General features: G+C 60.9%; 19 protein-coding genes and 1 pseudogene. 17 read left to right on the plus strand and 3 right to left on the minus strand.

Annotation, left to right across the window (positions count from 1 at the left end; translation table 11 throughout):
* The first annotated feature begins 2 nt into the window (after positions 1–2).
* From ACQZ60_RS20900 to ACQZ60_RS20955, 12 genes are all read left to right on the plus strand, one after another.
* Positions 3–1643, plus strand: coding sequence for an ABC transporter substrate-binding protein (locus ACQZ60_RS20900; protein WP_003523144.1), 1641 nt, complete (start codon positions 3–5; stop codon positions 1641–1643).
* Between the two features lie 32 nt (positions 1644–1675).
* Positions 1676–2743 (plus strand): ABC transporter permease, encoded by a 1068-nt coding sequence (locus ACQZ60_RS20905; protein WP_020813226.1) that lies wholly within the window; start codon positions 1676–1678, stop codon positions 2741–2743.
* Positions 2740–3672: an ABC transporter permease gene (locus tag ACQZ60_RS20910; protein WP_003523147.1), complete on the plus strand. Its 933-nt coding sequence runs from the start codon at positions 2740–2742 to the stop codon at positions 3670–3672. The genes ACQZ60_RS20905 and ACQZ60_RS20910 overlap by 4 nt, the downstream gene beginning before the upstream one ends.
* On the plus strand, positions 3669–4505 hold the full coding sequence (locus tag ACQZ60_RS20915) for an ABC transporter ATP-binding protein (protein WP_448736055.1): 837 nt from the start codon (positions 3669–3671) through the stop codon (positions 4503–4505). The genes ACQZ60_RS20910 and ACQZ60_RS20915 overlap by 4 nt, the downstream gene beginning before the upstream one ends.
* A complete protein-coding gene (locus ACQZ60_RS20920) occupies positions 4502–5251 on the plus strand; it encodes an ABC transporter ATP-binding protein (protein WP_448736056.1) in 750 nt (249 codons plus the stop codon). Before ACQZ60_RS20915 ends, ACQZ60_RS20920 begins: the two co-directional genes overlap by 4 nt.
* A gap of 258 nt (positions 5252–5509) precedes the next feature.
* A complete protein-coding gene (locus tag ACQZ60_RS20925) occupies positions 5510–6412 on the plus strand; it encodes a LysR family transcriptional regulator (protein WP_065655290.1) in 903 nt (300 codons plus the stop codon).
* Between the two features lie 182 nt (positions 6413–6594).
* Positions 6595–8130, plus strand: coding sequence for an ABC transporter substrate-binding protein (locus ACQZ60_RS20930; RefSeq protein WP_448736057.1), 1536 nt, complete (start codon positions 6595–6597; stop codon positions 8128–8130).
* 194 nt (positions 8131–8324) lie between these two features.
* Positions 8325–9275, plus strand: a complete 951-nt coding sequence (locus ACQZ60_RS20935) for an ABC transporter permease (RefSeq protein ID WP_448736058.1) — start codon at positions 8325–8327, stop codon at positions 9273–9275.
* Complete coding sequence (locus ACQZ60_RS20940; RefSeq protein ID WP_188128978.1) at positions 9272–10093, plus strand: ABC transporter permease; 822 nt, start codon at positions 9272–9274, stop codon at positions 10091–10093. The genes ACQZ60_RS20935 and ACQZ60_RS20940 overlap by 4 nt, the downstream gene beginning before the upstream one ends.
* Positions 10094–10146: 53 nt before the next feature.
* Complete coding sequence (locus ACQZ60_RS20945; RefSeq protein ID WP_448736059.1) at positions 10147–11544, plus strand: amidase; 1398 nt, start codon at positions 10147–10149, stop codon at positions 11542–11544.
* A gap of 96 nt (positions 11545–11640) precedes the next feature.
* The gene (locus tag ACQZ60_RS20950) at positions 11641–12207 is read left to right on the plus strand and encodes a DJ-1/PfpI family protein (RefSeq protein WP_448736060.1); all 567 of its coding nucleotides are present in this window, start codon (positions 11641–11643) and stop codon (positions 12205–12207) included.
* A gap of 70 nt (positions 12208–12277) precedes the next feature.
* Positions 12278–12628, plus strand: a complete 351-nt coding sequence (locus ACQZ60_RS20955) for a ribbon-helix-helix domain-containing protein (protein WP_127758383.1) — start codon at positions 12278–12280, stop codon at positions 12626–12628.
* 144 nt (positions 12629–12772) lie between these two features.
* Here the strand turns inward: ACQZ60_RS20955 and ACQZ60_RS20960 are convergent, their stop codons facing one another.
* The 3 genes from ACQZ60_RS20960 to ACQZ60_RS20970 all read right to left on the minus strand — a co-directional run bounded on the left by ACQZ60_RS20960 (position 12773) and on the right by ACQZ60_RS20970 (position 16549).
* Positions 12773–13693: an ABC transporter permease gene (locus tag ACQZ60_RS20960; protein WP_020813217.1), complete on the minus strand. Its 921-nt coding sequence runs from the start codon at positions 13691–13693 to the stop codon at positions 12773–12775.
* On the minus strand, positions 13686–14696 hold the full coding sequence (locus ACQZ60_RS20965; RefSeq protein WP_020813216.1) for an ABC transporter permease: 1011 nt from the start codon (positions 14694–14696) through the stop codon (positions 13686–13688). The genes ACQZ60_RS20960 and ACQZ60_RS20965 overlap by 8 nt, the downstream gene beginning before the upstream one ends.
* A gap of 143 nt (positions 14697–14839) precedes the next feature.
* Complete coding sequence (locus ACQZ60_RS20970) at positions 14840–16549, minus strand: peptide ABC transporter substrate-binding protein (protein ID WP_020813215.1); 1710 nt, start codon at positions 16547–16549, stop codon at positions 14840–14842.
* Between the two features lie 305 nt (positions 16550–16854).
* Here ACQZ60_RS20970 and ACQZ60_RS20975 point away from each other — a divergent pair, with 305 nt between their 5' ends.
* The 5 genes and pseudogenes from ACQZ60_RS20975 to ACQZ60_RS20995 all read left to right on the plus strand — a co-directional run.
* The gene (locus ACQZ60_RS20975) at positions 16855–18018 is read left to right on the plus strand and encodes a M20 aminoacylase family protein (protein ID WP_020813214.1); all 1164 of its coding nucleotides are present in this window, start codon (positions 16855–16857) and stop codon (positions 18016–18018) included.
* Between the two features lie 48 nt (positions 18019–18066).
* Positions 18067–19917 carry an ABC transporter ATP-binding protein gene (locus ACQZ60_RS20980; protein WP_065655299.1) on the plus strand — a complete coding sequence of 617 codons (1851 nt, stop codon included), beginning with the start codon at positions 18067–18069 and terminating at the stop codon, positions 19915–19917.
* A 306-nt stretch (positions 19918–20223) separates the two neighbouring features.
* Positions 20224–21177, plus strand: a complete 954-nt coding sequence (locus ACQZ60_RS20985) for a sugar-binding transcriptional regulator (protein WP_003524928.1) — start codon at positions 20224–20226, stop codon at positions 21175–21177.
* A gap of 144 nt (positions 21178–21321) precedes the next feature.
* On the plus strand, positions 21322–22635 hold the full coding sequence (locus tag ACQZ60_RS20990) for an ABC transporter substrate-binding protein (protein ID WP_065655300.1): 1314 nt from the start codon (positions 21322–21324) through the stop codon (positions 22633–22635).
* Positions 22636–22809: 174 nt separating this feature from the next.
* A pseudogene (locus ACQZ60_RS20995) lies at positions 22810–22908 on the plus strand (sugar ABC transporter permease); the annotation flags it as partial.

The following is a 22908-nucleotide window of genomic DNA, read 5'->3' on the forward strand; positions in this document are numbered from 1 at the left end:
CTATGATCAAATCGCTCAACAAATCCATGCGTATTCTCAGCACCAGCGCCGCTTTGTCGCTGATGATGCTGGCGGCGCCCCATGCGTTTGCCGCAACGCCGGCCGATACGCTGGTCGAAGGTTTCGCCATCGACGACATCATCACGCTCGATCCGGGCGAGGCATTCGAACTTTCCGCCGCCGAAGTCACCGGCAATACCTACAGCAAGCTGGTTTCCATCGATCTCAACGATACGTCCAAGGTGATCGGCGATCTGGCCGAAAGCTGGACGACCTCCGAGGACGGCCTGACTTATACGTTCAAGCTGAAATCCGGCCTGAAATTCGCGTCGGGCAATCCGGTCACGGCCGATGATGTGGCCTTCTCCTTCGAACGCGCCGTGAAGCTCGACAAGTCGCCGGCATTCCTGCTGACGCAGTTCGGCCTCAGCGGTGACAACGTCACCGAAAAGGCGAAGGCCGCGGATGCGAACACCTTCGTTCTGACGGTCGACAAGCCCTATGCGCCGAGCTTCGTGCTGAACGTGCTGACCGCAACCGTCGCTTCGGTGGTCGACAAGAAATTCGTGACGGAAAAGGCCAAGTCGGTCACGCCGAGCGCCGATTACAAGTACGATACCGATTTCGGCAACGAGTTCCTGAAGACCGGTTATGCCGGTTCCGGCCCCTACAAAATCCTCGGCTGGAAGGCCAATGAAGCGGTCATCCTCGAGGCCAACCCGAATTATTACGGCGAGAAGCCGAAGCTGAAGCGCGTGGTCTATCGCCACATGAAGGAAAGCTCGGGCCAGCGCCTGGCGCTTGAAAACGGCGATATCGACGTTGCCCGCAACCTCGAGCCGGGCGACATGGAAGCCGTTTCCAAGAAGGAAGGCCTTGCCGTCACTTCCGCGCCGAAGGGCACCGTCTATTATTTCAGCCTCAACCAGAAGAACGAGAACCTGAAGAAGCCCGAGGTCATCGAAGCCTTCAAATATCTGGTCGACTACGATGCCATCGGTGCGACGATCATCAAGGGTATCGGCGAAGTTCACCAGACCTTCCTGCCGAAGGGCCAGCTCGGCGCGCTTGACGAGAACCCCTACAAGCTCGACGTCGCCAAGGCGAAGGAGCTTCTCGCCAAGGCCGGCCTGAAGGACGGCTTTACCGTGTCCATGGATGTGCGCAACACCCAGCCGGTGACCGGCATTGCCGAAAGCGTGCAGCAGACGCTGGCGCAGGCCGGCATCAAGCTGGAAATCATCCCCGGCGACGGCAAGCAGACGCTGACCAAATATCGCGCCCGCACCCATGATATCTATATCGGTCAGTGGGGTTCGGACTATTTCGACCCGAACTCGAATGCGGAAACCTTCACCATCAACTACGACAATTCCGACGAGGGTAAGAACAAGACGCTCGCCTGGCGCAATGCCTGGGACGTTCCCGATCTGACCAAGGAAACCCAGTCGGCACTGCTGGAGAAGGACAGCGCCAAGCGCGCCGCCATCTATGAAAACCTGCAGAAGGAAGTTCTGGCGAAGGGTCCCTTCGTCATCATCTTCCAGCAGACGGAAGTGGCGGGATATTCCGCCAAGCTGAAGGGCCTGAAGCTCGGACCGAGCTTCGACACCAACTTCGTATACACCATTTCCAAGGAATGATCCGGAAGGATCGGTCCCTTGGAGATCGTTGAATGAGCATGGTTGAAACCAACAGCAGGGCGAGGCACGGCAAACGCCGTGCCAATGCCCGCGTGAAAGCCGTTCTCGGCTTCGCCGTCACCGTCATCACCACCTTTCTGGGGCTGATGGCGGTCACATTCTTCATTGGCCGCGTCGTGCCGATCGATCCCGCGCTGGCGATCGTCGGCGACCGTGCGCCTGCGCATGTGGTCGAGCGGGTGCGCGAGCAGCTCGGCCTCAACCTGCCGCTCTGGCAGCAGTTCTTCCTTTATCTGAAACAGGCGCTATCGGGCGATTTCGGCACCTCCGTCCTCACCACCAATCCGGTGATGGAGGATATCAAGCGGGTGTTCCCGGCGACGATTGAACTTGCCACGCTCGGCACCATCATCGGCGCCGTCTTCGGCATTCCGCTCGGCGTGCTTGCCGCCGTCAAGCGCGGCAGCTTTGCCGACCAGGTGGTGCGCGTCATCGGCCTCATCGGTTATTCCGTGCCGATCTTCTGGCTCGGCCTCCTGGCGCTGCTGGTGTTTTACGCCCGGCTGCAATGGGTGGCTTATCCCGGCCGCATGGACATCGTTTATGAATTCACCTTCACGCCGGTCACGGGCTTCTTCCTGATCGACGCGATCTGGCAGCGGCAATGGGACGTGTTGTGGGATCTCTTCCGCCACATCATCCTGCCGGCCTGTCTGCTCGGCTATTTTTCGCTGGCCTATATCAGCCGCATGACGCGCTCCTTCATGCTGAACGAGCTTGGCCAGGAATATATCGTCGCGGCCCGCGCCAAGGGGCTTTCGGAAACCCGCATCATCTGGTTCCACGCGCTGCGCAACGCCGCCGTGCCGCTGGTAACGGTGATTGCGCTGTCCTATGCCGGTCTGCTCGAAGGTTCGGTGCTTACCGAAACCATCTTCGCCTGGCCGGGGCTCGGCCTTTACATCACCAATTCCCTGCAGAATGCGGATATGAATGCCGTTCTTGGCGGCACGATCGTGATCGGCGCCATCTTCGTCGGCATCAATCTCTTCTCCGATCTGCTTTACCGGACGCTCGATCCAAGGACGCGCAGCCGATGACCCTTTCGACCGATACGATCAAACCCTATAGCCGCGAATGGCTGCTCTCCGACCGGCCGGCCTCGCGCAAACAGGCGCGGCTTGGCCGCGCCTATGTCATCTGGCGGCGCTTTTCGGAAAACCGTCTGGCGCTGCTCGGGCTGGCCATCATCATCGCGCTGCTGTTCGTGGCGCTGTTTGCCGATGTTCTGGCCCCGCATAACCCGGTGCAGGGCGATCTGCGCAATGCCCGGCTGTTGCCGCCCGGCACGGAAGGTTATCTGCTAGGCACCGACGATCAGGGCCGCGATATTCTCTCGCGCCTCATCCACGGTTCGCGGCTGACGCTGTTCGTGGTTCTGCTGGTCGCCATCATCGCGGCCCCCGTCGGCCTTATCGTCGGTACGGTTTCCGGTTATGCCGGCGGCTGGGTGGATGCGGTTTTGATGCGCATCACCGATATCTTCCTTGCCTTTCCAAAGCTCGTTCTGGCGCTGGCGCTGGTCGCGGCCCTCGGGCCGGGCATCGAAAACGCGGTGCTCGCCATCGCGCTCACCTCATGGCCGCCCTATGCGCGCATCGCGCGCGCCGAAACCATGACCTTCCGCAATTCCGATTTCATCGCCGCGGTCAAGCTCATGGGCGCGTCGCCCTTCCGCATCGTGTTGAAGCACGTCATGCCGCTCTGCCTGTCGTCGCTCATCGTGCGCGTGACGCTGGATATGGCGGGCATCATCCTCACCGCCGCCGGCCTCGGTTTCCTCGGTCTCGGCGCACAGCCGCCGCTGCCGGAATGGGGCGCGATGATCGCTTCCGGCCGCCGCTTCATTCTCGATCAATGGTGGGTCGCGGCCATGCCCGGCGTGGCGATCCTCATTGTCAGCCTCGGTTTCAACCTGCTGGGCGACGGTCTGCGCGATGCGCTGGACCCCAAGGAGGCGGGCCAATGAGTGCGCCGCTTCTGACCGTTCAGAATCTCCGCGTGTCCTTCCCCACCCGCACCGGGCTGGTGGAGGCGGTGCGCGGTGTTTCTTTCACGCTCGGCCGCGAGCGTCTCGGCATCGTCGGCGAATCTGGCTCCGGCAAGTCCCAAACCGGCCGCGCCATCATGGGGCTGACCCCGAAAAACGCGCATATCGAGGCGGATGCGCTGCGCTTCGGCGATATCGATCTGCTTAAGGCGTCTGCGAAAGAGCGGCGGATCATGCGCGGCAAGCGCATGGCCATGATCCTGCAGGACCCGAAATATTCGCTGAACCCGGTCATGACCATCGGCCGCCAGATCATGGAAACCTTGCGGACCCATGAAAAGATCGGCAGCGGCGAGGCGCGCCAGCGCACGCTCGCCATGCTCGAAGCGGTACAGATACGCGACCCAGAACGCGTCTTCGATCTTTATCCGCACGAGGTTTCCGGCGGCATGGGCCAGCGTGTCATGATCGCCATGATGCTGGTCTGCGGCCCGGAACTGCTGATCGCCGACGAACCCACTTCGGCGCTCGATGTGACGGTTCAGCTGGAAGTGCTCGACATCCTCGACAAGCTGGTGCGCGACCGTGGCATGGGGCTGATCTTCGTCAGCCACGATCTGCGCCTCGTCTCCTCTTTCTGCGACCGTGTTCTCGTCATGTATGCGGGCAAGGTGGTGGAGGAGCTGTCTTCCGCCAATCTGAAAGAGGCGAAGCACCCCTATACGCAGGGCCTGCTGAACTGCCTGCCGGAAATCGGCGGCCACCGGCATCCGCTGCCGGTTCTGGAACGCAAGCCGGAGTGGCGCGCATGAGTTCAGTTCTTTCCGTCCGCGATATGGTGGTCGATTTCGATGGTTATATCGCGCTCGACCGCGTCAGCATCGATGTGGCCGAGGGTGAATCTTTCGGCATCGTCGGCGAGTCCGGCTCCGGCAAATCGACGCTGCTGCGCGCCATTGCCGGCCTTAATCATTTCGACGAAGGCTCTTTGACGGTGGCCGGGCGCTCCTATGCCGGCAAGCACCGCGACAAGAGCTTCTATAGCGACGTGCAGATGGTGTTTCAGGACCCCTATGGCTCGCTGCACCCGCGCCAGACGGTGGATGCGCTGTTGCTCGAACCGCTGGTCATCCACGGTCTCGACAATCGCGAACAGCGCATTGCCCGCGCACTGGATGAAGTCGGCCTCGGTTCCGGCTTCCGCTTCCGGTATTCGCACCAGCTTTCCGGCGGCCAGCGCCAGCGCATCGCCATTGCGCGTGCGCTGATCGTCGAGCCGAAAATCCTGCTGCTGGATGAGCCGACCTCGGCGCTCGACGCCTCCATTCAGGCGGAAATCCTCAACCTGCTTGAACAGGCCCGCAAGGATCGTAACCTGACCTTCGTCATGGTCAGCCACGATCTCGGTGTCATCAGCCATATGTGCGATCGCCTTGCGGTGATGAAAAGCGGCAAGGTGGTGGAAATGCTGGAGGCGGAAGCGCTGGAAAGCCGCGAATTCAGCGCGGATTATACACGCCAGCTGCTGGTGGCGAGCGAGGGCTTCAAGCGCGCGTGATGGCGCGAGGGTGCCTCCTTTTTCTTCTCCCCGAGGGGGAGAAGATGCCCCGAAGGGGCAGATGAGGGGGCAAGCTCTCCGCATATCTCTGCCGTCGCCCCCTCATCCCGCTGCCGCGGACTTCTCCCCGGCGGGGAGAAGAAACAAGCGGCGAGCTTTGCTTTCACCAGCGATCTTCCTGGGTGAAGTATTTTCTCGCGACGCGGCGATGATATGGTGGGCCTCCAAATCGGCCCACCCGAACAAGGTATCCACCCCATGCAACTGCGCGCATTGATGTATTTCGACGAACTGGTCCGCACCAATTCCATGCGCGCCGCGGCGGAAAACCTGAATGTGGCGCCGACGGCGGTAAGCCGGCAGATCGAGAACCTCGAATATTATTTCGGCTCGCCACTGGTGGAGCGTTCCAGCCGCGGCGTGAAGCTCACGGCGGCAGGTGAATTGCTCGCCGCCCGCGCCGGCAAGACGCTGCGGGAACTCGACCATGTGCACCAGCTGATCGACGATCTGAAGGGCCTGCAGCGCGGCCGGGTCACGGTCTATGCCAATGGCGCGACGGTGGCGAACCTTCTGGCGCCGGTGTTGGCGCAGTTCAGCCTGAAATATCCAAAACTGCGCTTCGAAGTGCATATTACCAGCGCCCGGCAGGCAATGGAGGCGCTGGGTGCTGCGGAAGCCGATCTCGTCGTCAGCCTGTTTGCGCCCAAGCTTTCCGGCGTAAAAGTGCGCTCTCGCACCCGCATCAGCTACGACGCGATCTTTCCGGCCGGCCATGCGCTTGCCGCCCAGCCGGAAGTCTCGCTCAAAGAGCTGGCCAGCCTGCCGCTTGCTTTGCCGGACAAGAGTTTTGCTGCGCGTCAGGCCTTCGACACGCTGTTTGCCGATGCGGGCATCGAGCTTGATCCCGTCTTCATTACCAGTTCTCTTGAAATGTTGAAGGAACTGGTGCTGGGCCACGCCGCCGCCACGCTTTTGCCGGCGCTTTCGGTGGCGCGGGAAATCCGCAGCGGCCAGATGGTCGCCGTTCCGCTCTCCGGCAAGAAGGGCATCCATACCCAGATCGATCTCTGCGTTGCGCCCGACCGGCAATTGTCCTTCGCCGCCTCCAAGCTCGCCGATTTTATCGAGCGCTTCATGCGCGAGGCGACGGCGGGATAAGCGGGACGGTTTGGTCTTTCCGCCCGGAAGGTTGATTTCCATCTGCATTTCCGTGTAGCCATTTCAGCTACACGGAGCACACAAAAATCGAGATTGTGTGTGCGCCTGCAACATGACACTCTTTTTGCAACGGGCGGTCTTCCGAGGGCAAAAATGCCCCGGCCGCCAGACAGGGGACAATGATGCCACGCACTTATCTTTCGCAGGCGGCAACGCTTTCGCGCCGTACCGCGCTGAGCCTCGCATTGGGCACGGCGCTCTGGCTGCCGCTTTCGGCAACGGTTGCCGAAGCCGCGCCGAAAACCGCGCTGACGCTTGGCATGGCCGTCGAGCCGGCCGGTCTCGATCCGACCATCGCCGCCCCCGTCGCCATCGGCCAGGTCACCTGGCAGAATGTCTTCGAAGGTCTGGTGAAGATCGACCGAGAAGGCAAGGTGAAGCCGCAGCTTGCCGAAAGCTGGGAGATTTCTGCTGATGGCAAGACCTATACGTTCAAGCTGCGCAAGGGCGTGACCTTCCATGATGGCGAGGCCTTCGATTCCGCTGTCGCGAAATTTTCGCTGGATCGGGCGCGTGGCGAAAGCTCGGTCAATCCGCAGAAACGCTTCTTCGCCGCCATCGACAGTATCGAGACGCCGGATGCGACAACGCTGGTGCTGAAGCTGAAGCAGCCGGCCGGCAGCCTTCTCTACTGGCTCGGCTGGCCGGCCTCCGTGATGGTGGCGCCGAAAAGCGCGGAGAATAACCGCACCACGCCAATCGGCACCGGCCCGTTCAAATTCGTGGCCTGGGCCAAGGGCGACAAGGTCGAGCTGCAGAAGAGCGACGCCTATTGGGACAAGGCCGTGGCGGTGAAGCTGGAGAAAGCGACCTTCCGTTTCGTCTCCGACCCGCAGGCGCAGGCCGCCGCACTGAAATCCGGCGATATCGATGCCTTCCCGGAATTCGGCGCACCGGAACTGATGACCTCCTTCGATGGCGACGCGCGCCTCGGCACCTTCGTCGGCAATACCGAGCTCAAGGTCGTGGCGGGCATGAACAATGCCCGCAAGCCCTTTGACGACAAGCGCGTGCGCCAGGCGCTGATGATGGCGGTGGATCGCGGTACTGTTATTGAAGGCGCCTGGTCCGGCTTCGGCACGGCCATTGGCAGCCATTACACGCTGAATGACCGCGGTTATATCGATACGACGGGCGTTCACCCCTTTGATATCGACAAGGCCAAGGCGCTGCTTTCCGAAGCAGGTTATCCGGATGGTTTCAGTTTCACCATCAAGGCCCCGCAAATGGCCTATGCCCAGCGCACCTCGCAAATCCTGCAGGCGATGTTTGCCGAAATCGGCGTGACGATGACCATCGAGACCACCGAATTTCCGGCGAAATGGGTGGCGGATGTTCTCAAAGGCGCGAATTACGACATGACCATCGTTGCCCATGCCGAGCCGATGGATATCGATATCTACGCGCGCGACCCCTATTATTTCAATTACAAGAACCCGACCTTCAATGAGGTCGTGGCGAATGTCGAAAAGACGGCGGATGCCGGCGAGCAGGAAAAGCTCTATGGCGAAGCCCAGAAAATCCTCGCGGAAGACGTGCCGGCTCTCTTCCTTTTCGTCATGCCGAAACTCGGCGTCTGGGACAAGAAGGTGAAGGGGCTATGGGAAAACGAACCCATTCCCTCGAATGTGCTGACGGATGTGCATTGGGAAGAGTGACGTTTGTCGATAGCCGTTTCTTCCGTCATGCCGGACTTGATCCGGCATCCAGCCAGCCCAAGTCCTTGGGCTGAAAGGGCTCTCTCCGCCGCGCAGACGCGCGTCGGCTGGATTCCGGCTCAGGGCCGGAATGACGGGAGAGAGATAACTGGACCTTCGACCGCAGGCGAAACAAAGCAAGGAGAAGATGCCAGATGTTAGCCGTCCTCATCCGGCGTCTTTTAAGCCTCGTCATCACGCTGTTTGCCGTCTCCCTCATCATCTATGTCGTCATGGGCCTGCTGCCGGGCGATCCGGCGGCCATCATGCTCGGAACCTCGGCGAGCCCCGATACGCTCGCGGCGCTGCAGAAGCAGATGGGCCTCGATCAGCCGCTGCCGCTGCGTTATCTCCACTGGCTTGCCGGCGTGTTTCATGGCGATCTCGGGCAATCCTATACCTATGGCGTGCCGGTGGCGGGGCTGGTCCTGGAGCGGCTGGCCGTTACCCTGCCGCTTGCGCTGCTGGCCGTTTGCCTTTCGGTGGCCATTGCCATTCCGCTCGGCGTGGCGGCGGCGAGGAGCCGTAACGGGGCGCTGGATTTTGCGGCCGGGCTGTTTTCGCACGTGGGCATTGCCGTGCCCGGTTTCTGGGTCGGGCTGCTGCTCATCATCGTCTTTTCCACCACGCTCGGCTGGATGCCATCAGGCGGTTTTCCCGGCTGGACGCCGAGCTTTTCAGCGGGTCTCACGGCGCTCATCCTTCCGGCGGTCGCGCTGGCGCTGTCGCAGGCCGGTGTTCTCACCCGTGTGTGCCGCTCCGCCGTGTTGGAGGTGATGAATGAGGATTTCGTGCGCACCGCGCGCGCCAAGGGCCTGAGCGAGCGGGTGGCGCTGTGGCGGCATGCGGTGCCGAACGCGATGATCCCCGTCGTCACCATGATCGGCCTGCAATTCACCTTCCTCATTGCCGGCGCGGTGCTGGTGGAAAATGTCTTCAACCTGCCGGGCCTCGGGCGGCTTGCCTATCAGGCGCTGACCCAGCGCGATATCGTCGTCATGCAATCCGTCGTGCTGTTTTTCTCGGCGCTAGTGATCGTCATGAATTTCGTGGTCGATATCGCCTATCTCTTCATCGATCCCAGACTGCGGGCAGGTGCGCGATGATGCGATTGATCCGCCGTCGCCCCGCCTTTGCCGTCGGCATCGCCGTCACGGCCTTTCTGGTCGCAGTCGCCCTGCTGTCGCTGGTCTGGACGCCGGTGTCCCCCACCAAGATGCAGATCGTCCAGAAGCTGAAATCGCCCTTCGTTTATGGCGGCCTCGGCACGGATCATTTCGGCCGCGACGTATTGTCGATGCTGATGGCCGGTGCGTGGAACTCGCTGTCCACCTCCATCGCCGCCGTCGCCATCGGCGCATTTATCGGCACGACCATCGGCGTGGCAGTCGCGGCGCTGCGCGGTTTCACCGAAACCGTGGTCATGCGCATCTGCGACATCATCTTCGCCGTGCCGCCCATCCTGTCGGCCATGATGCTCGGCGCTTTCATCGGCACGGGACGTTTTACCGCCATCATCGCCATCGCCACCTTCATGGTGCCGGTCTTTGCCCGGCTGACGCTGGGGGCGGCGTTGCAGATATGGTCGCGGGAATATGTCACCGCCGCCACCAGCATCGGCCAGAACCGCGCCAAGATCACGCTTTTCCATATCGTGCCGAATATTTCCAACCAGATCATCGTGCAGGTGACGATCCAGCTCGGTCTTGCGATATTGACGGAAGCAGGCCTTTCCTTCCTCGGTCTCGGCATGCCGCCGCCCGCCGCCACCTGGGGACGAATGCTGGCCGATGCCCAGACCTATCTTGGCACCGCACCCTGGCTCGCCATCATGCCCGGCCTTGCGATCGCGCTCGCCGTCTTCGGTCTCAATCTTCTCGGCGATGGCCTGCGCGACCTGCTGGACCCGCGCGATACCAGCTGACCGTTTCAAGCCGATATCGCCCTTATTTCCTGTTTTTCTGACGAGACGATGCCATGACCGATCTCATAGACCTCAACACGCTCGAAATCCTGGCGCTTTACCGGGACAGGAAGCTTTCGCCATCGGAATATTGGCAGGCGGTGGAGGCGCGCATCGATGCTTTCGAACCGGTGGTGAACGCGCTTTATGCCTACGATCCGGAAGATGCACGCAGGCAGGCGCTGGCCTCGACGGAACGTTGGCAAAAAGGCGAAACGCTCGGGGCCCTCGATGGCATTCCGGTCTCGCTGAAGGAATTGATCGCCACGAAAGGCCATCCGGTGCCGCTCGGCACCAAAGCGGTGGAACTGGTGCCCGCGGTTGAAGACGCACCGGTGGCTGCACGCTGCCGCGAAGATGGCGCGATTATTTACGCCAAGACGACCTGCCCGGATTACGGCATGCTTTCCTCCGGCCTTTCCAGTTTCCACAAGCTCAGCCGCAACCCGTGGGATACCACCCAGAACCCCGGCGGCTCCAGCGCCGGCGCGGCTTCGGCAGGCGCTGCGGGTTACGGTACGCTGCATATCGGCACGGATATTGGCGGCTCGGTGCGGCTGCCGGCGGGGTGGACCGGGCTCTTCGGATTCAAGCCGAGCCAGGGCCGCATCCCTGTCGATCCCTATTATACCGGCCGCTGCGCCGGGCCGATGACCCGCACTGTTGCCGATGCCGCCTATGCCATGGCGACGCTTTCGCGGCCCGACTGGCGCGACGGCACGGCGCTGCCGCCCAACGATATCGACTGGATGAACCTCGATATTAATGTGAAGGGCCTGAAAATCGGCCTGATGCTGGATGCCGGCTGCGGCCTGCCGCTGGACGAAGAGGTGCGCGACGCCGTGCTCTCCGCCGCGAAACTGTTCGAGGCTGCCGGCGCCATCGTCATCCCGGTCGAGCCGGTGCTGACGCGGGAAATGCTGGATGGGCTGGACGATTTCTGGCGGGCGAAGTTCTGGGGCGACATGGCGGCGCTGAACGCGGACCGTCGCGCTGCGATCCTTCCCTATATTCATGAATGGGCGCAGAAGGGGGCGGATATTTCCGGTTCGCGCGCCGTTTTCGGTTTCAACCAGACCATGGAAATGCGTAAGGCTTGCGGGCGGTTGATGCAGTCCGTTGATGCGGTGATTTCACCCGTCAATCCCATCGTGTCCTATCCGGCCGACTGGGCCTCGCCCACCAATGATCCCGAACTCCCCTTCGAGCATATCGCCTTCACGGTGCCGTGGAACATGTCTGAACAGCCGGCCTCCTCGATCAATTGCGGCTTCTCCAGATCGGGAATGCCCATCGGCTTGCAGATCGTCGGGCCGCGTTACGAAGATTTGTTCGTGCTGAAGCTTTCAAAAGCCTTCGAGAATTGGGGCGGCGGTGTGAGACGCTGGCCGCAGCCGCCGCAGGTCCGCTGATCCACCTTTATCGGCCGTGTAGTATTGCCATAATACCCGCATCTCGATCCTGCCTGTTAGGGTGCCCAAAGGCATTCGAAAACGGGAGGAGCAGACATGCCGAAGAAGATTTTGATGATCGCCGGCGATTTCGCCGAGGATTATGAGACCATGGTGCCGTTCCAGACGCTGCTCGCGGTCGGCCACACGGTGCACGCCGTCTGCCCCGGCAAGAAGGCGGGCCAGACCATTGCCACGGCCATCCATGATTTCGAGGGCGACCAGACCTATTCGGAAAAACGCGGCCATAATTTCGCGCTCAACGCTACCTTCGCCGATATCAAGGTTGCGGATTACGATGCGCTGGTCATTCCGGGTGGCCGCGCGCCGGAATATCTGCGGCTCAATGCCGATGTGCTGACTGCGGTGAAACATTTCTTCGAGGCCGACAAGCCGGTGGCCGCCGTTTGCCACGGCGCACAACTGCTCGCGGCTGCGGGCGTCCTGAAGGGCCGCACCTGCTCGGCCTATCCCGCCTGCCGCCCCGAAGTCGAACTGGCGGGCGGCACCTATGCCGATATCGCCATCGATGCGGCCGTCACCGACGGCAAGCTGGTGACGGCGCCCGCATGGCCGGCGCATCCGGCCTGGCTTTCGCAATTCATGGCCGTGCTCGGCAAATAAGACCTGCGAAACGGGGCTTTTTCCGGCCCCGTTTTCCGCCTATCTTTCAGGCGTGGTGAGAGAGGAAACCATGTGCAAGCTTTTCATCAAGGCAGACCCGACGCTTTGGGAGAGCCATACGCGGTCGCTCAGGATCGATGGCATGGTCACCAGTGTGCGGCTTGAAAACTTCTTCTGGGCGACGCTGGACGAGATTGCGCGTCGCGATGGCATGAACAGCGTGCAGCTGATCGCCAAGCTTTATAATGAATCGATCGATGCCGGGCACGATCTCGGCAATTTCACCTCGTTCCTGCGGGTCTGCTGCGGGCGTTATCTGGCGCTTCAGCTTTCCGGCGATATTCCGGCGCGCAGCGATATTCCGATTGCAGCGCTGGATGCGGACAGCATTCTCGATGCGGAAAAGGTGAATTATCACTAGGCGGTCACAGTACACTCGACGTCATCCTCGGGCTTGTCCCGAGGATCTGCCGGCGTATCGTTTTTTTCGACGTGATTAGATCCTCGGGACAAGCCCGAGGATGACGTGGGAATGGTTCGAGGATTCCCCTCTCTCGCATTCTCCTCAACTCTTCAGCGCCCTTGGATCAAGCGCATCGCGCACCGCATCACCGATATAGTTGACGCTCAGAACCGTCAGCGAGATCGCCAGCCCTGGCCACAGCACGCGCGAGGGCGTCAGTTGCAGGAAGTTCGCGCCATCGAACAGCAGCCGTCCCCAGGTCGGGAAATCGGAGGGGAAGCCGAGGCCGAGGAAGGACAGCGCGGATTCCGTGATGATGGCGGCGGCAATGCCGAGCGTGGCCGAGACCATGATCGAGCTCAGCACATTCGGCAATATATGCCTGAGGATGATGCGGTATTCGCGCATGCCGCTCGATTTCGCCGCCATGATGAATTCCTGGCTTTTGATCGTCAGCACGTCGCCGCGCACGATACGGGCCGTATGCATCCAGCTGGTTATCCCGATCACGAAAACGATCAGGATGAAGATGCCGGTTTCCGGCCCGAAGGCCGCGCGCAGCGTATCGCGGAACAGCATCAGGATGACGAGCAGCAGCGGCAAAAGCGGTAGCGCCAGGAACAGGTCGGTCAGCCGCATCAGCGGGCCGTCGAGCCTGCGGAAATAGCCAGACAGCACGCCCACCAGCGTTCCGAGAAACAGCGCCAGCAGCATGGCGGTGATGCCGACGGCAAGCGAGATACGGCCGCCGGCAAGAACCTGCGCCAGCATATCCTTTCCGAGATTATCGGTGCCGAAAGGATGCGCGAGCGACGGCCACTGGTTGCGCGCCTTCACATTGATGGTGTTGGGCGCAACGGTGTGGATATAGGGGCCGACATAGACCGCCAGCAGGATGAAGACGAAGACGAAGAGGCCCGCCACGCCGCCCTTGTGAACGCGGAACTGTTTCCAGATATCGGCAAGGGCGGATTGTGTGGGGGTGGCCGCAACCGTCGGCGCTGCGATGGTGGCGTCAGTCATAGCGGATCCTCGGGTCGAGAATGCCGTACAGCACGTCGGCAATCAGGTTGAAGAGCACGATAAGCACCGCGAAAATGAAGGTGAGCGTCTGCACCAGCGGAATATCCGCGCCCTGAACGGCGGTGATCAGCAATTGGCCAAGCCCGTTCACGCGGAATATCTGTTCGGTGATGATGGCGCCGGAAAAGATCGTCGGCACGCCGAGCGCAATCACCGTCACCACCGGGATCAGGCTGTTGCGCAGCACGTGGATGAGCAGGACGGATTTTTCCTTCACGCCCTTGGCGCGTGCGGTGCGCACATAATCCTGATGCAGATTGTCCAGCATGGAGGCGCGCACGAAGCGGCTGATCTGCGAGACATTATAGAGCGTCAGCACCAGCACGGGCAGGAACATCTGCTTCACCTGCGCCACGAAACTTCCCCAGTCGGTCACCTGAAGGTTGGTGTCGTAAACGGACGGGAACCATTGCAGATAGGAGCTGAAGATGACGACCAGCAGCACGCCGGTGAAGAAGGTCGGCACCGAATAACCGACCATCGAAACGAAGGTGCCGATCTGGTCGAAGATCGAATATTGCTTGTAGGCGGAAATGACGCCGATCGGGATCGCCAGCAGCGCACCGAAGAGATAGGCGAGGCCCACCACCCACAGTGTCTGCGGCATGCGCTGAATGACGAGATCGACCACCGGGCTGCGTGTCGCCCAGGAGAGCACCCGCATGCGGCTGCCATCGCCGATCTGCCAGCCGGTCAGCCTTTCAATGAGGTTCAGCGGTTCGTTGATGAAGAATTGCTGCAGCCACATCAGGTAGCGGATGAAGAAGGGCTGGTCGAGGCCGAGCGAGGCGCGGATTTGCTCACGCACTTCCGGCGGGATGGTGAGCGGCAGGTCGCCGGTCGGGTCGTTCGGCGCAAGATCGAGCAGCGCGAAGATGACGAAGCTGATGACAAGCAGCGTCGGTACGGCAAAGGCAAGCCGCCGGAGCGTAAAGGTAAACATCTGAAACTCTCCAGACCCAGAGCGCGACAGGACGAAAATTGGGAGCGTTTTCGCCTTAACGCGGCAAATGTGTCTTCAGATCATGGTCCAGGGGCATGCAGAAGGCCGGCCTCTCCGGATGGAGAAGCCGGCGCATCTGCGTGTTACTTCTTGCGGGACCAGTCCGCGACGTTCCAGAGTTCCGAATCCCAGGCATTCATGCGAACGCCTTCCAGCGTCAGCGAATGCGAGGAAACGCTGCCGCGGTGGATGAGCGGAATATGCGCACCTTCCTCCGTCAGCATGTCGTTCAGCTGCTTGGAAATCTCACCGCGCTTGGCAAGGTCTGCGGTCTTGGAGAGTTCGCCGACCAGCTTGTCGAATGCCGGGTTGCAATAACGCGGAATGTTTTGTCCCTGCCAGCCGTTAGCGGGTGCCGGGATCTTGTCGCACAGCCATTCCGCCAGGTATTTTTCCGGGTCGGTGCCGTCGAAATTGTTGGTGTACATTTCGACGTCGGCATAAAATTTCTGGAAGGTATCCGGGCTTGCCGGGTCGCCGCCGAAGAAGACCGAGGCGCTGACATTGCGCAGTTCGGAAGCGACGCCGATCTGCGACCACATGTCCTTCACCAGCTCCTGCGTGGCCTGGCGAACCGAGTTGGTGGAGGTCTGGTAGAGGAAGGAGAGCTTCACGCCATTCTTGGCACGAATGCCATCGGCGCCCTTCACCCAGCCGGCATCGTCCAGCAGTTTATTTGCGCCTTCCACATCCTGCTTCAGGCACCAGCTGTCATTCTTGGTGGAAGCGACGGCTTCCGGAGCCGGCACGATGTTGCAGGTCGGCTTGCCCGCTTCGCCATAACCCGCTTCGTCGATGACATCGCGGTCGATGGCGAGCGACAATGCACGGCGCACGGCGGGGTCGGAAAGGGCCGGGTGCGGGCCGGCCTGCTTGGTGGAGCGCTTGTCGCCCAGCGAAGGATCGGCATTGTACCAGTTGAGATTGATACGCTCGACCTGGGTGCCGAAGGCTGTCTCAAGCTTGCCCTTACCGGCGGCCACCATGGTGGCGAGGATTTCCGGCTCCACCTGCATGTTCCAGGCATAGTCGAACTCGCCGGTTTCCAGCACGGCGCGTGCGGCGGAAGCGGCATCGCCGCCGCCCTTCAGGGTCGCCGTGGCGAAGGCGGGCTTGGCGGGGTCGCGGTAATTGGTGTTGGCGACGAAGCTGATCACGTCGTTCGGCTTGAAATCCTTGACCACGAAGGGGCCGGTGCCGATGGGACCGAAATTGGCGGATGTGCAGCCGGGTGCGGCAGCGCCGACGCATTTTTCAAACTGCTTCTTCTGGATGACCGGCGACTGTGCGCCGACGAATGCGGAATAGGGGTAGGGTTTCGGTTCGGTGAAGCTGACCTTGACGGTGTGGGCGTCGACGGCCTCGACATTCTTCACGCCCTCATATTGCGCCGCCTGCGCGCAGCCGCCATCCGGTGCGGTGCAATATTTCCAGGTGAAAATAACGTCCTCGGCGGTGAGCGGCGTGCCATCCGACCATTTCACGTCGCTTTTCAGCTTCCAGGTCATGCTGAGCAGATCCTTCGCGACGCCGCCATTGTCGATCGTCGGAATTTCGGTGACCAGCATCGGCACCAGCTCGCCTTTTTCGTCGTAGCGCGCCAGCGGCTCAATCACCATGGACGAGCTGTAGACTTCCTTCGTGCCACCGGAAAGATAGGGATTAAGTGTCGATACCGCCTGCCAGAACAGGATTTTCAGTTCGCCGTCACTGCCACGCTCGGCATGGGCGGCAGAGCCTGCCAAGGCCATGGCCGCCACCGTGCTGGCAAAGAGAACGCTGCGCTTCTTCATTGTCGTTTTCCCCTTTTTGGATTTTATCTATTTGAATGTTTGACGCTTTTCCCGTCGTCATGTGCAAGGTCTGTTATTCTAAGTATTTGACTTTGCTAAGGAATATTCCTCCATTCCCGATGATGCTATTGTCAGTTTTTTTGAAAAGCAAGTCCCAATGTTTCTTTGATGAACAAAAATTGAGCCATTCAGTTTTGGGCCTATTTTTCGCTCATGCAGCAAATTTCATGCTTGCAAAACGAGAAATTCCAAACGCAATATGGCGTCCGACAACCCGGCGGGGAACAAAAAAAGGGAAAAAGAGAATGCCGATATTGAACCGTGTGGCTGAAATGCAGGAAGAAGTTGCCGGCTGGAGGCGCCATCTGCATGAACACCCGGAACTGCTCTACGATGTCTTCGAAACATCGAAATTCGTGGCCGAAAAACTCAAATCCTTCGGCTGCGACGTGGTCGAGACCGGCATCGGCAAGACCGGCGTGGTCGGCATCATCAAGGGCCGGCACGGGGATGGCCCGACCATCGGTTTCCGCTCCGACATGGACGCGCTGCCGATCCTCGAGACGAGCGGCAAGCCCTGGGCTTCGAAGACGCCGGGCAAGGCCCATTCCTGCGGTCATGACGGGCACACCGCCATGCTTCTGGGTGCGGCGCAATATCTGGCCGAGACCCGCAATTTCAAGGGCTCCGTGGCGGTGATCTTCCAGCCGGCGGAAGAGGGCGGCGCGGGCGCGCTCGCCATGCTGAACGACGGCATGATGGAGAAATTCGGCATTTCGCAGGTCTATGGCATGCATAACGAGCCGGGCATTCCGGTCGGCAATTTCGCCATCCGCAAGGGATCGACCATGGCGGCGGCGGATAGTTTCGAAATCGTCATCACCGGCAAGGGCAGCCATGCGGCCGCCCCGCATCTTTCCATCGATCCGGTGCTGACCTCGGCGCATGTCATCATCGCCCTGCAATCCATCGTCTCGCGGGAGACGGACCCGTTGAAATCGCTGGTCGTCACCGTCGCCACCACCCATGGCGGCACGGCCGTCAATGTCATTCCCGGTGCGGTGACGCTGACGGGAACGGTGCGCACGCTTTTGCCGGAAACCCGCGATTTCGCCGAAAAGCGCCTGAAGGAAGTGGCGACCGCCACCGCCATGGCGCATGGCGCCACCGTGGAGGTGAAATATCATCGCGGTTATCCCGTCACCTTCAACCACAGTGACGAAACCGAATTCGCGACCGGCGTGGCCATGGGCGTGGCCGGTGCGAACGCCGTCAACACCAATCCGAACCCGCATATGGGGGCCGAGGATTTCTCCTACATGCTGGAAGCGCGCCCCGGCGCCTTCATCTTCATCGGCAATGGCGATACCGCCGGGCTGCACAATGCGGCCTATGATTTCAACGACGATGCGCTTCCTTACGGCATCAGCTACTGGGTTTCGATGGCCGAAACCGCACTTGCTGCGTAAGACATCCGGCGGCCTTCATGGCCGCCTTCTGCTTTTCAGGAGATCGGCATGCTTTTGGCGGCGACGTCCATGGAACAGACCGGCGGTTCGGTAAGCCCGGTTTTATCGGTTCAAAATCTCACCACATCCTTCCGTGTCGATGGCGGCTGGAAATCCGTGGTCCGCAACATGAGTTTCGAGATCGCGCCGCGCGAAACGGTGGCGATCGTCGGCGAGAGCGGCTCGGGAAAAAGTGTTACCTCGCTCTCCATCATGCGGCTCCTCGATAAAAAGACGAGCCGGATCGAAGGCAAGGTCATGCTCGGCGGGCGCGACCTGCTGGCGCTGCCGGAAGAGGAGATGCGCAAGGTTCGCGGCAAGGACATTTCGATGATCTTCCAGGAGCCGATGACCAGCCTCAACCCGATCTTCCCGATCGGCAAGCAGATCGCCGAGGCGCTGACCGTGCATCAGGATATTTCCTCTTCCGCCGCGCGCGCCGAGGTCATCCGCCTGCTTGAGAAAGTCCGTATTCCCAATGCGAAGAACCGTTTCGACGATTATCCGCACCAGTTTTCCGGCGGCATGCGCCAGCGCGTGATGATCGCCATGGCGCTCGCCTCCAAACCGAAATTGCTGATCGCCGACGAGCCGACGACGGCGCTCGATGTGACGATCCAGGGCCAGATTCTCGACCTCATCAAGACGTTGCAGGAAGAGGAGGGCATGTCCGTTCTCTTCATCACCCATGATATGGGCGTGGTTGCGGAAGTCTCGGACCGCACCATCGTCATGTTCCGCGGCGATGTGGTGGAAACCGGCACCACCGACGACATCTTCCATCGTGGCCGCCATCCTTATACGCGGGCGCTGCTTTCGGCGGTGCCGAAGCTCGGCTCGATGAAGGAGAGGGTGCTGCCGGCCCGTTTCCCGATCATCGATATCAAGACCGGCGAAAGCCAGCCCGTTGCGGAGGTGAAGGACACGGTCTCTGGCGGCCGCACGCCCATTCTTTCGGTCAAGGACCTCACCACCCGTTTCGATATCCGCACCGGCCTTTTCGGCCGCAAATCCGGCGCCGTGCATGCGGTGGAAAAGGTCTCCTTCGATCTCGCCGAGGGCGAAACCCTGTCTCTCGTGGGTGAATCGGGCTGCGGCAAGTCCACCACAGGCCGCTCCATCACCCGGTTGATCGAGCCGACATCCGGCAATGTCATGCTCGATGGCTACGAGGTGCTGAAGCTCGACAAGACGACGCTGCGCACCATGCGCCGCAGCGTGCAGATGATCTTCCAGGATCCCTTCGCCTCGCTCGATCCGCGCATGAGCATCGGCACGGCGATCATGGAGCCCTTTATCGAGCATCGCCTCGGAACCAAGCAGCAGGCCCGCGAAAAGGCGGCCGATCTTCTGGAAAAGGTGGGCCTCAGCCCGGATATGATGCGGCGCTTCCCGCATGAATTTTCCGGCGGCCAGCGCCAGCGCATCGCCATCGCCCGCTCGCTGATGCTCGACCCCAAGGTCATCGTCGCCGATGAGGCGGTGTCCGCGCTCGATGTCTCGATCAAGGCGCAGGTCTGCAACCTGTTGCTCGACCTGCAACAGAGCCTCAACCTCGCCTTCCTGTTCATCAGCCATGACATGGCGGTGGTGGAACGCGTCAGCCATCGTGTGGCGGTGATGTATCTCGGCGAGATCGTCGAGATCGGCCCGCGTGCGGCGGTTTTCGACAATCCGCAGCATCCCTATACGAAAAAGCTGATGTCCGCCGTTCCGGTGCCGGACCCGGCGCGGCGGCAGATCCGGCGCAACATGGCGACCGACGAGATCAAAAGCCCGATCCGGCCGGTGGACTACGTGCCGCCGCAGCGCCACTACCGCGAGGTTTCCGCAGGGCATCTGGTGCAGGAAGCGGCGTGAATGATTGGTGCTGGCTTCGGGCTGAGCGCTGGTAAGGGACCGAGTGGGTGCCGCGCATTTCTTCTCCCCGAGGGGGAGAAGGTCGCGGCAGCGGGATGAGGGGGCAAGTTCTTCGTATATCGCTAACGTCGCCCCCTCATCCGACCCTTCGGGCCACCTTCTCCCCCTCGGGGAGAAGAAACACGCCGCACCGCCACGCCAGATGATTTTACGCCCACTGAGCGCACTCTTCCGCATCCGCCGTTTGACAGCCGACGCAAAAAAATGCCAGCAAATGCGCAAGCATAATTCTCAAAGGGCGGCGGCATGGCCAGACGAAACGACGCACATGGACGGCTGGATGATGCGGCCCGTGCCGGCTGGCTTTATTATGTCGCCGGCCGCACGCAGGATGAGATCGCCGCCGCCATGGGCATTTCCCGGCAATCGGCGCAGCGGCTTGTGTCGCTTGCCGTCGCCGAGCGGTTGATCAAGGTGCGGCTCGATCACCCTATCGCCGCCTGTCTCGAAAAAGCCGAACGGCTGAAAGAGAAATTCGACCTGAAATATATCGAGGTGGTGCCGAGCGATCCGGCCGGGGTCTCCTCCACTGTCGGCATTGCCGAGGCCGGGGCGGCGGAAATCGAGCGCTGGCTGAAGAATGCCGATCCCATCGTGCTCGCCATCGGCACCGGCCGTACCTTGAAGGCCGCTGTCGACCAGCTACCGCCGATGGAGTGCCCGCAGCACCGTATCGTGTCGCTGACGGGCAATATCGGGCCGGATGGCTCGGCCGCCTATTATAACGTCATCTTCAGCATGGCCGATGCCATCAAGGCGCGGCATTTTCCGATGCCGCTGCCGGTTCTATGCTCCTCCGCGGAAGAGCGCGAACTGCTGCACGACCAGTCCATGGTGCGCTCCACGCTGGCGCTGGGTTCTGCGGCCAATGTCACCTTCGTCGGTGTCGGCGAACTCGGTGAAAACGCACCGCTCTGCGTCGATGGTTTTCTGGGTGTCGACGAGATGAAGGCGCTGATGGCCAGCGGTGCCGTCGGCGAGATTTGCGGCTGGATGTATGATGCCAATGGCCGCATTCTCGAGCATTCCGTCAACGAGCGCGTCGCCTCCGTTCCCATCCCTTCAAGAGAGACCTGCACCGTCATCGGCATGGCGCAGGGCGCACGCAAGAACGCCTCGATTCTGGCGGCGCTGAGGGGCGGTCTGCTGAACGGCCTCATCACCGATGAAGTCACAAGCGAATATTTGCTCACTCACTGAGCAAAAATTAAACACATAAAATCAATGGCTTGGTTTTTCCATGTGCGTCGCAGCACAGGATGTCGCTTGACTTTTTTACTGATGAGGTGAGTAAATGCCCTAGAGCAAAGCGAATGCTCATCATTTTTCTTCTGGGAGGAAGACATGACATTGAAGACCATTTTGCTGGGCGCATGCTCGGCACTCGCCTTTTCGACCCTTGCTTCCGCCGAGACGCTGACCATCGCGACCGTGAACAACGGCGACATGATCCGCATGCAGGGTCTGACCTCGGACTTCACCACCAAGAACCCCGACATCAAGGTCGAGTGGGTGACGCTTGAAGAAAACGTCCTGCGTGAGCGCGTGACGACCGATATCGCCACCAATGGCGGCCAATACGACATCATGACCATCGGCAATTACGAAGTGCCGATCTGGGCCAAGCAGGGCTGGCTGCTGCCGCTCGAGAAGCTTGGCGACAAATATGACGTCGACGATCTGCTGCCGGCGATCCGCGGCGGCCTCTCCAGCGAAGGCAAGCTTTACGCCGCGCCCTTCTATGGCGAATCCGCCATGATCATGTATCGCAAGGACCTGTTCGAAAAAGCCGGCCTGAAGATGCCTGATAACCCGACCTGGGAATTCATCGGCGATGCGGCCCGCAAGATCACGGATCGCAAGGCCGACATCAACGGCATCTGCCTGCGTGGCAAGGCCGGCTGGGGCGAAAACATGGCCTTCATCAGCGCGCTGACCAACTCCTTCGGCGGCCGCTGGTTCGATGAAAACTGGAAGCCGCAGTTCGATCAGCCGGAATGGAAGAGCTCGCTGCAGTTCTACGTCGATCTGATGAAGGATGCCGGTCCGTCGGGCGCATCCTCCAACGGCTTCAACGAAAACTTGACGCTGTTCCAGCAGGGTAAATGCGGCATGTGGATCGACGCTACGGTCGCTGCTTCCTTCGTTTCCAATCCGAAGGATTCCACCGTTGCCGACAAGGTCGGTTACGCCATCTTCCCGACGCATGGCGAGCTGAAGAACCACGGCAACTGGCTGTGGTCGTGGAACCTCGCGATCCCGAAGAGCTCGCAGAAGGCGGAAGCGGCCGAGAAGTTCATCTCCTGGGCAACCAGCAAGGAATATACCGAGCTCGTCGCTTCCAAGGAAGGCTGGGCAAACGTGCCTCCGGGCACCCGCACCTCGCTTTACAAGAATGCCGAGTATGAAAAGGCCGCCGCCTTCGCCAAGCCGACGCTTGCCGCGATGGATGCCGCTGACATCACCAAGCCGACCGTAAAGCCCGTGCCTTACACCGGCGGCCAGTTCGTGGCGATCCCTGAATTCCAGGCGCTCGGCACCACGGTCGGTCAGCTTTTCTCGGCGGTCGTTGCCGGCCAGTCCAGCGTTGACGATGCGCTTGCGGGCGCCCAGTCGACCGCGACGCGTGAAATGACCCGCGCCGGCTACATCAAGTAATCCTCCCGAAGATCGCTGTCCGGCGCCAATGCCGGGCAGCGAACCTTGGGGACGGCAAGCCACCAGTCTGTACGGTGGCGTTTAAGCCTTTCAAATCAAAACAAGAATGAGCCGGTTCTTCCGGATATGCCGGGCGCATGTCGTGACGCCCAGGCCCAAGGGGAGGTGAGTGCAATGGCAACCCGAAACACAAGCGGTCTAGCGCGGGTCATGCTTGCGCCATCGGTGCTGTTGTTGCTGGTGTGGATGATCGTGCCTCTGGCGATGACGCTG

This window comes from Agrobacterium sp. 22-223-1, from assembly GCF_053522385.1.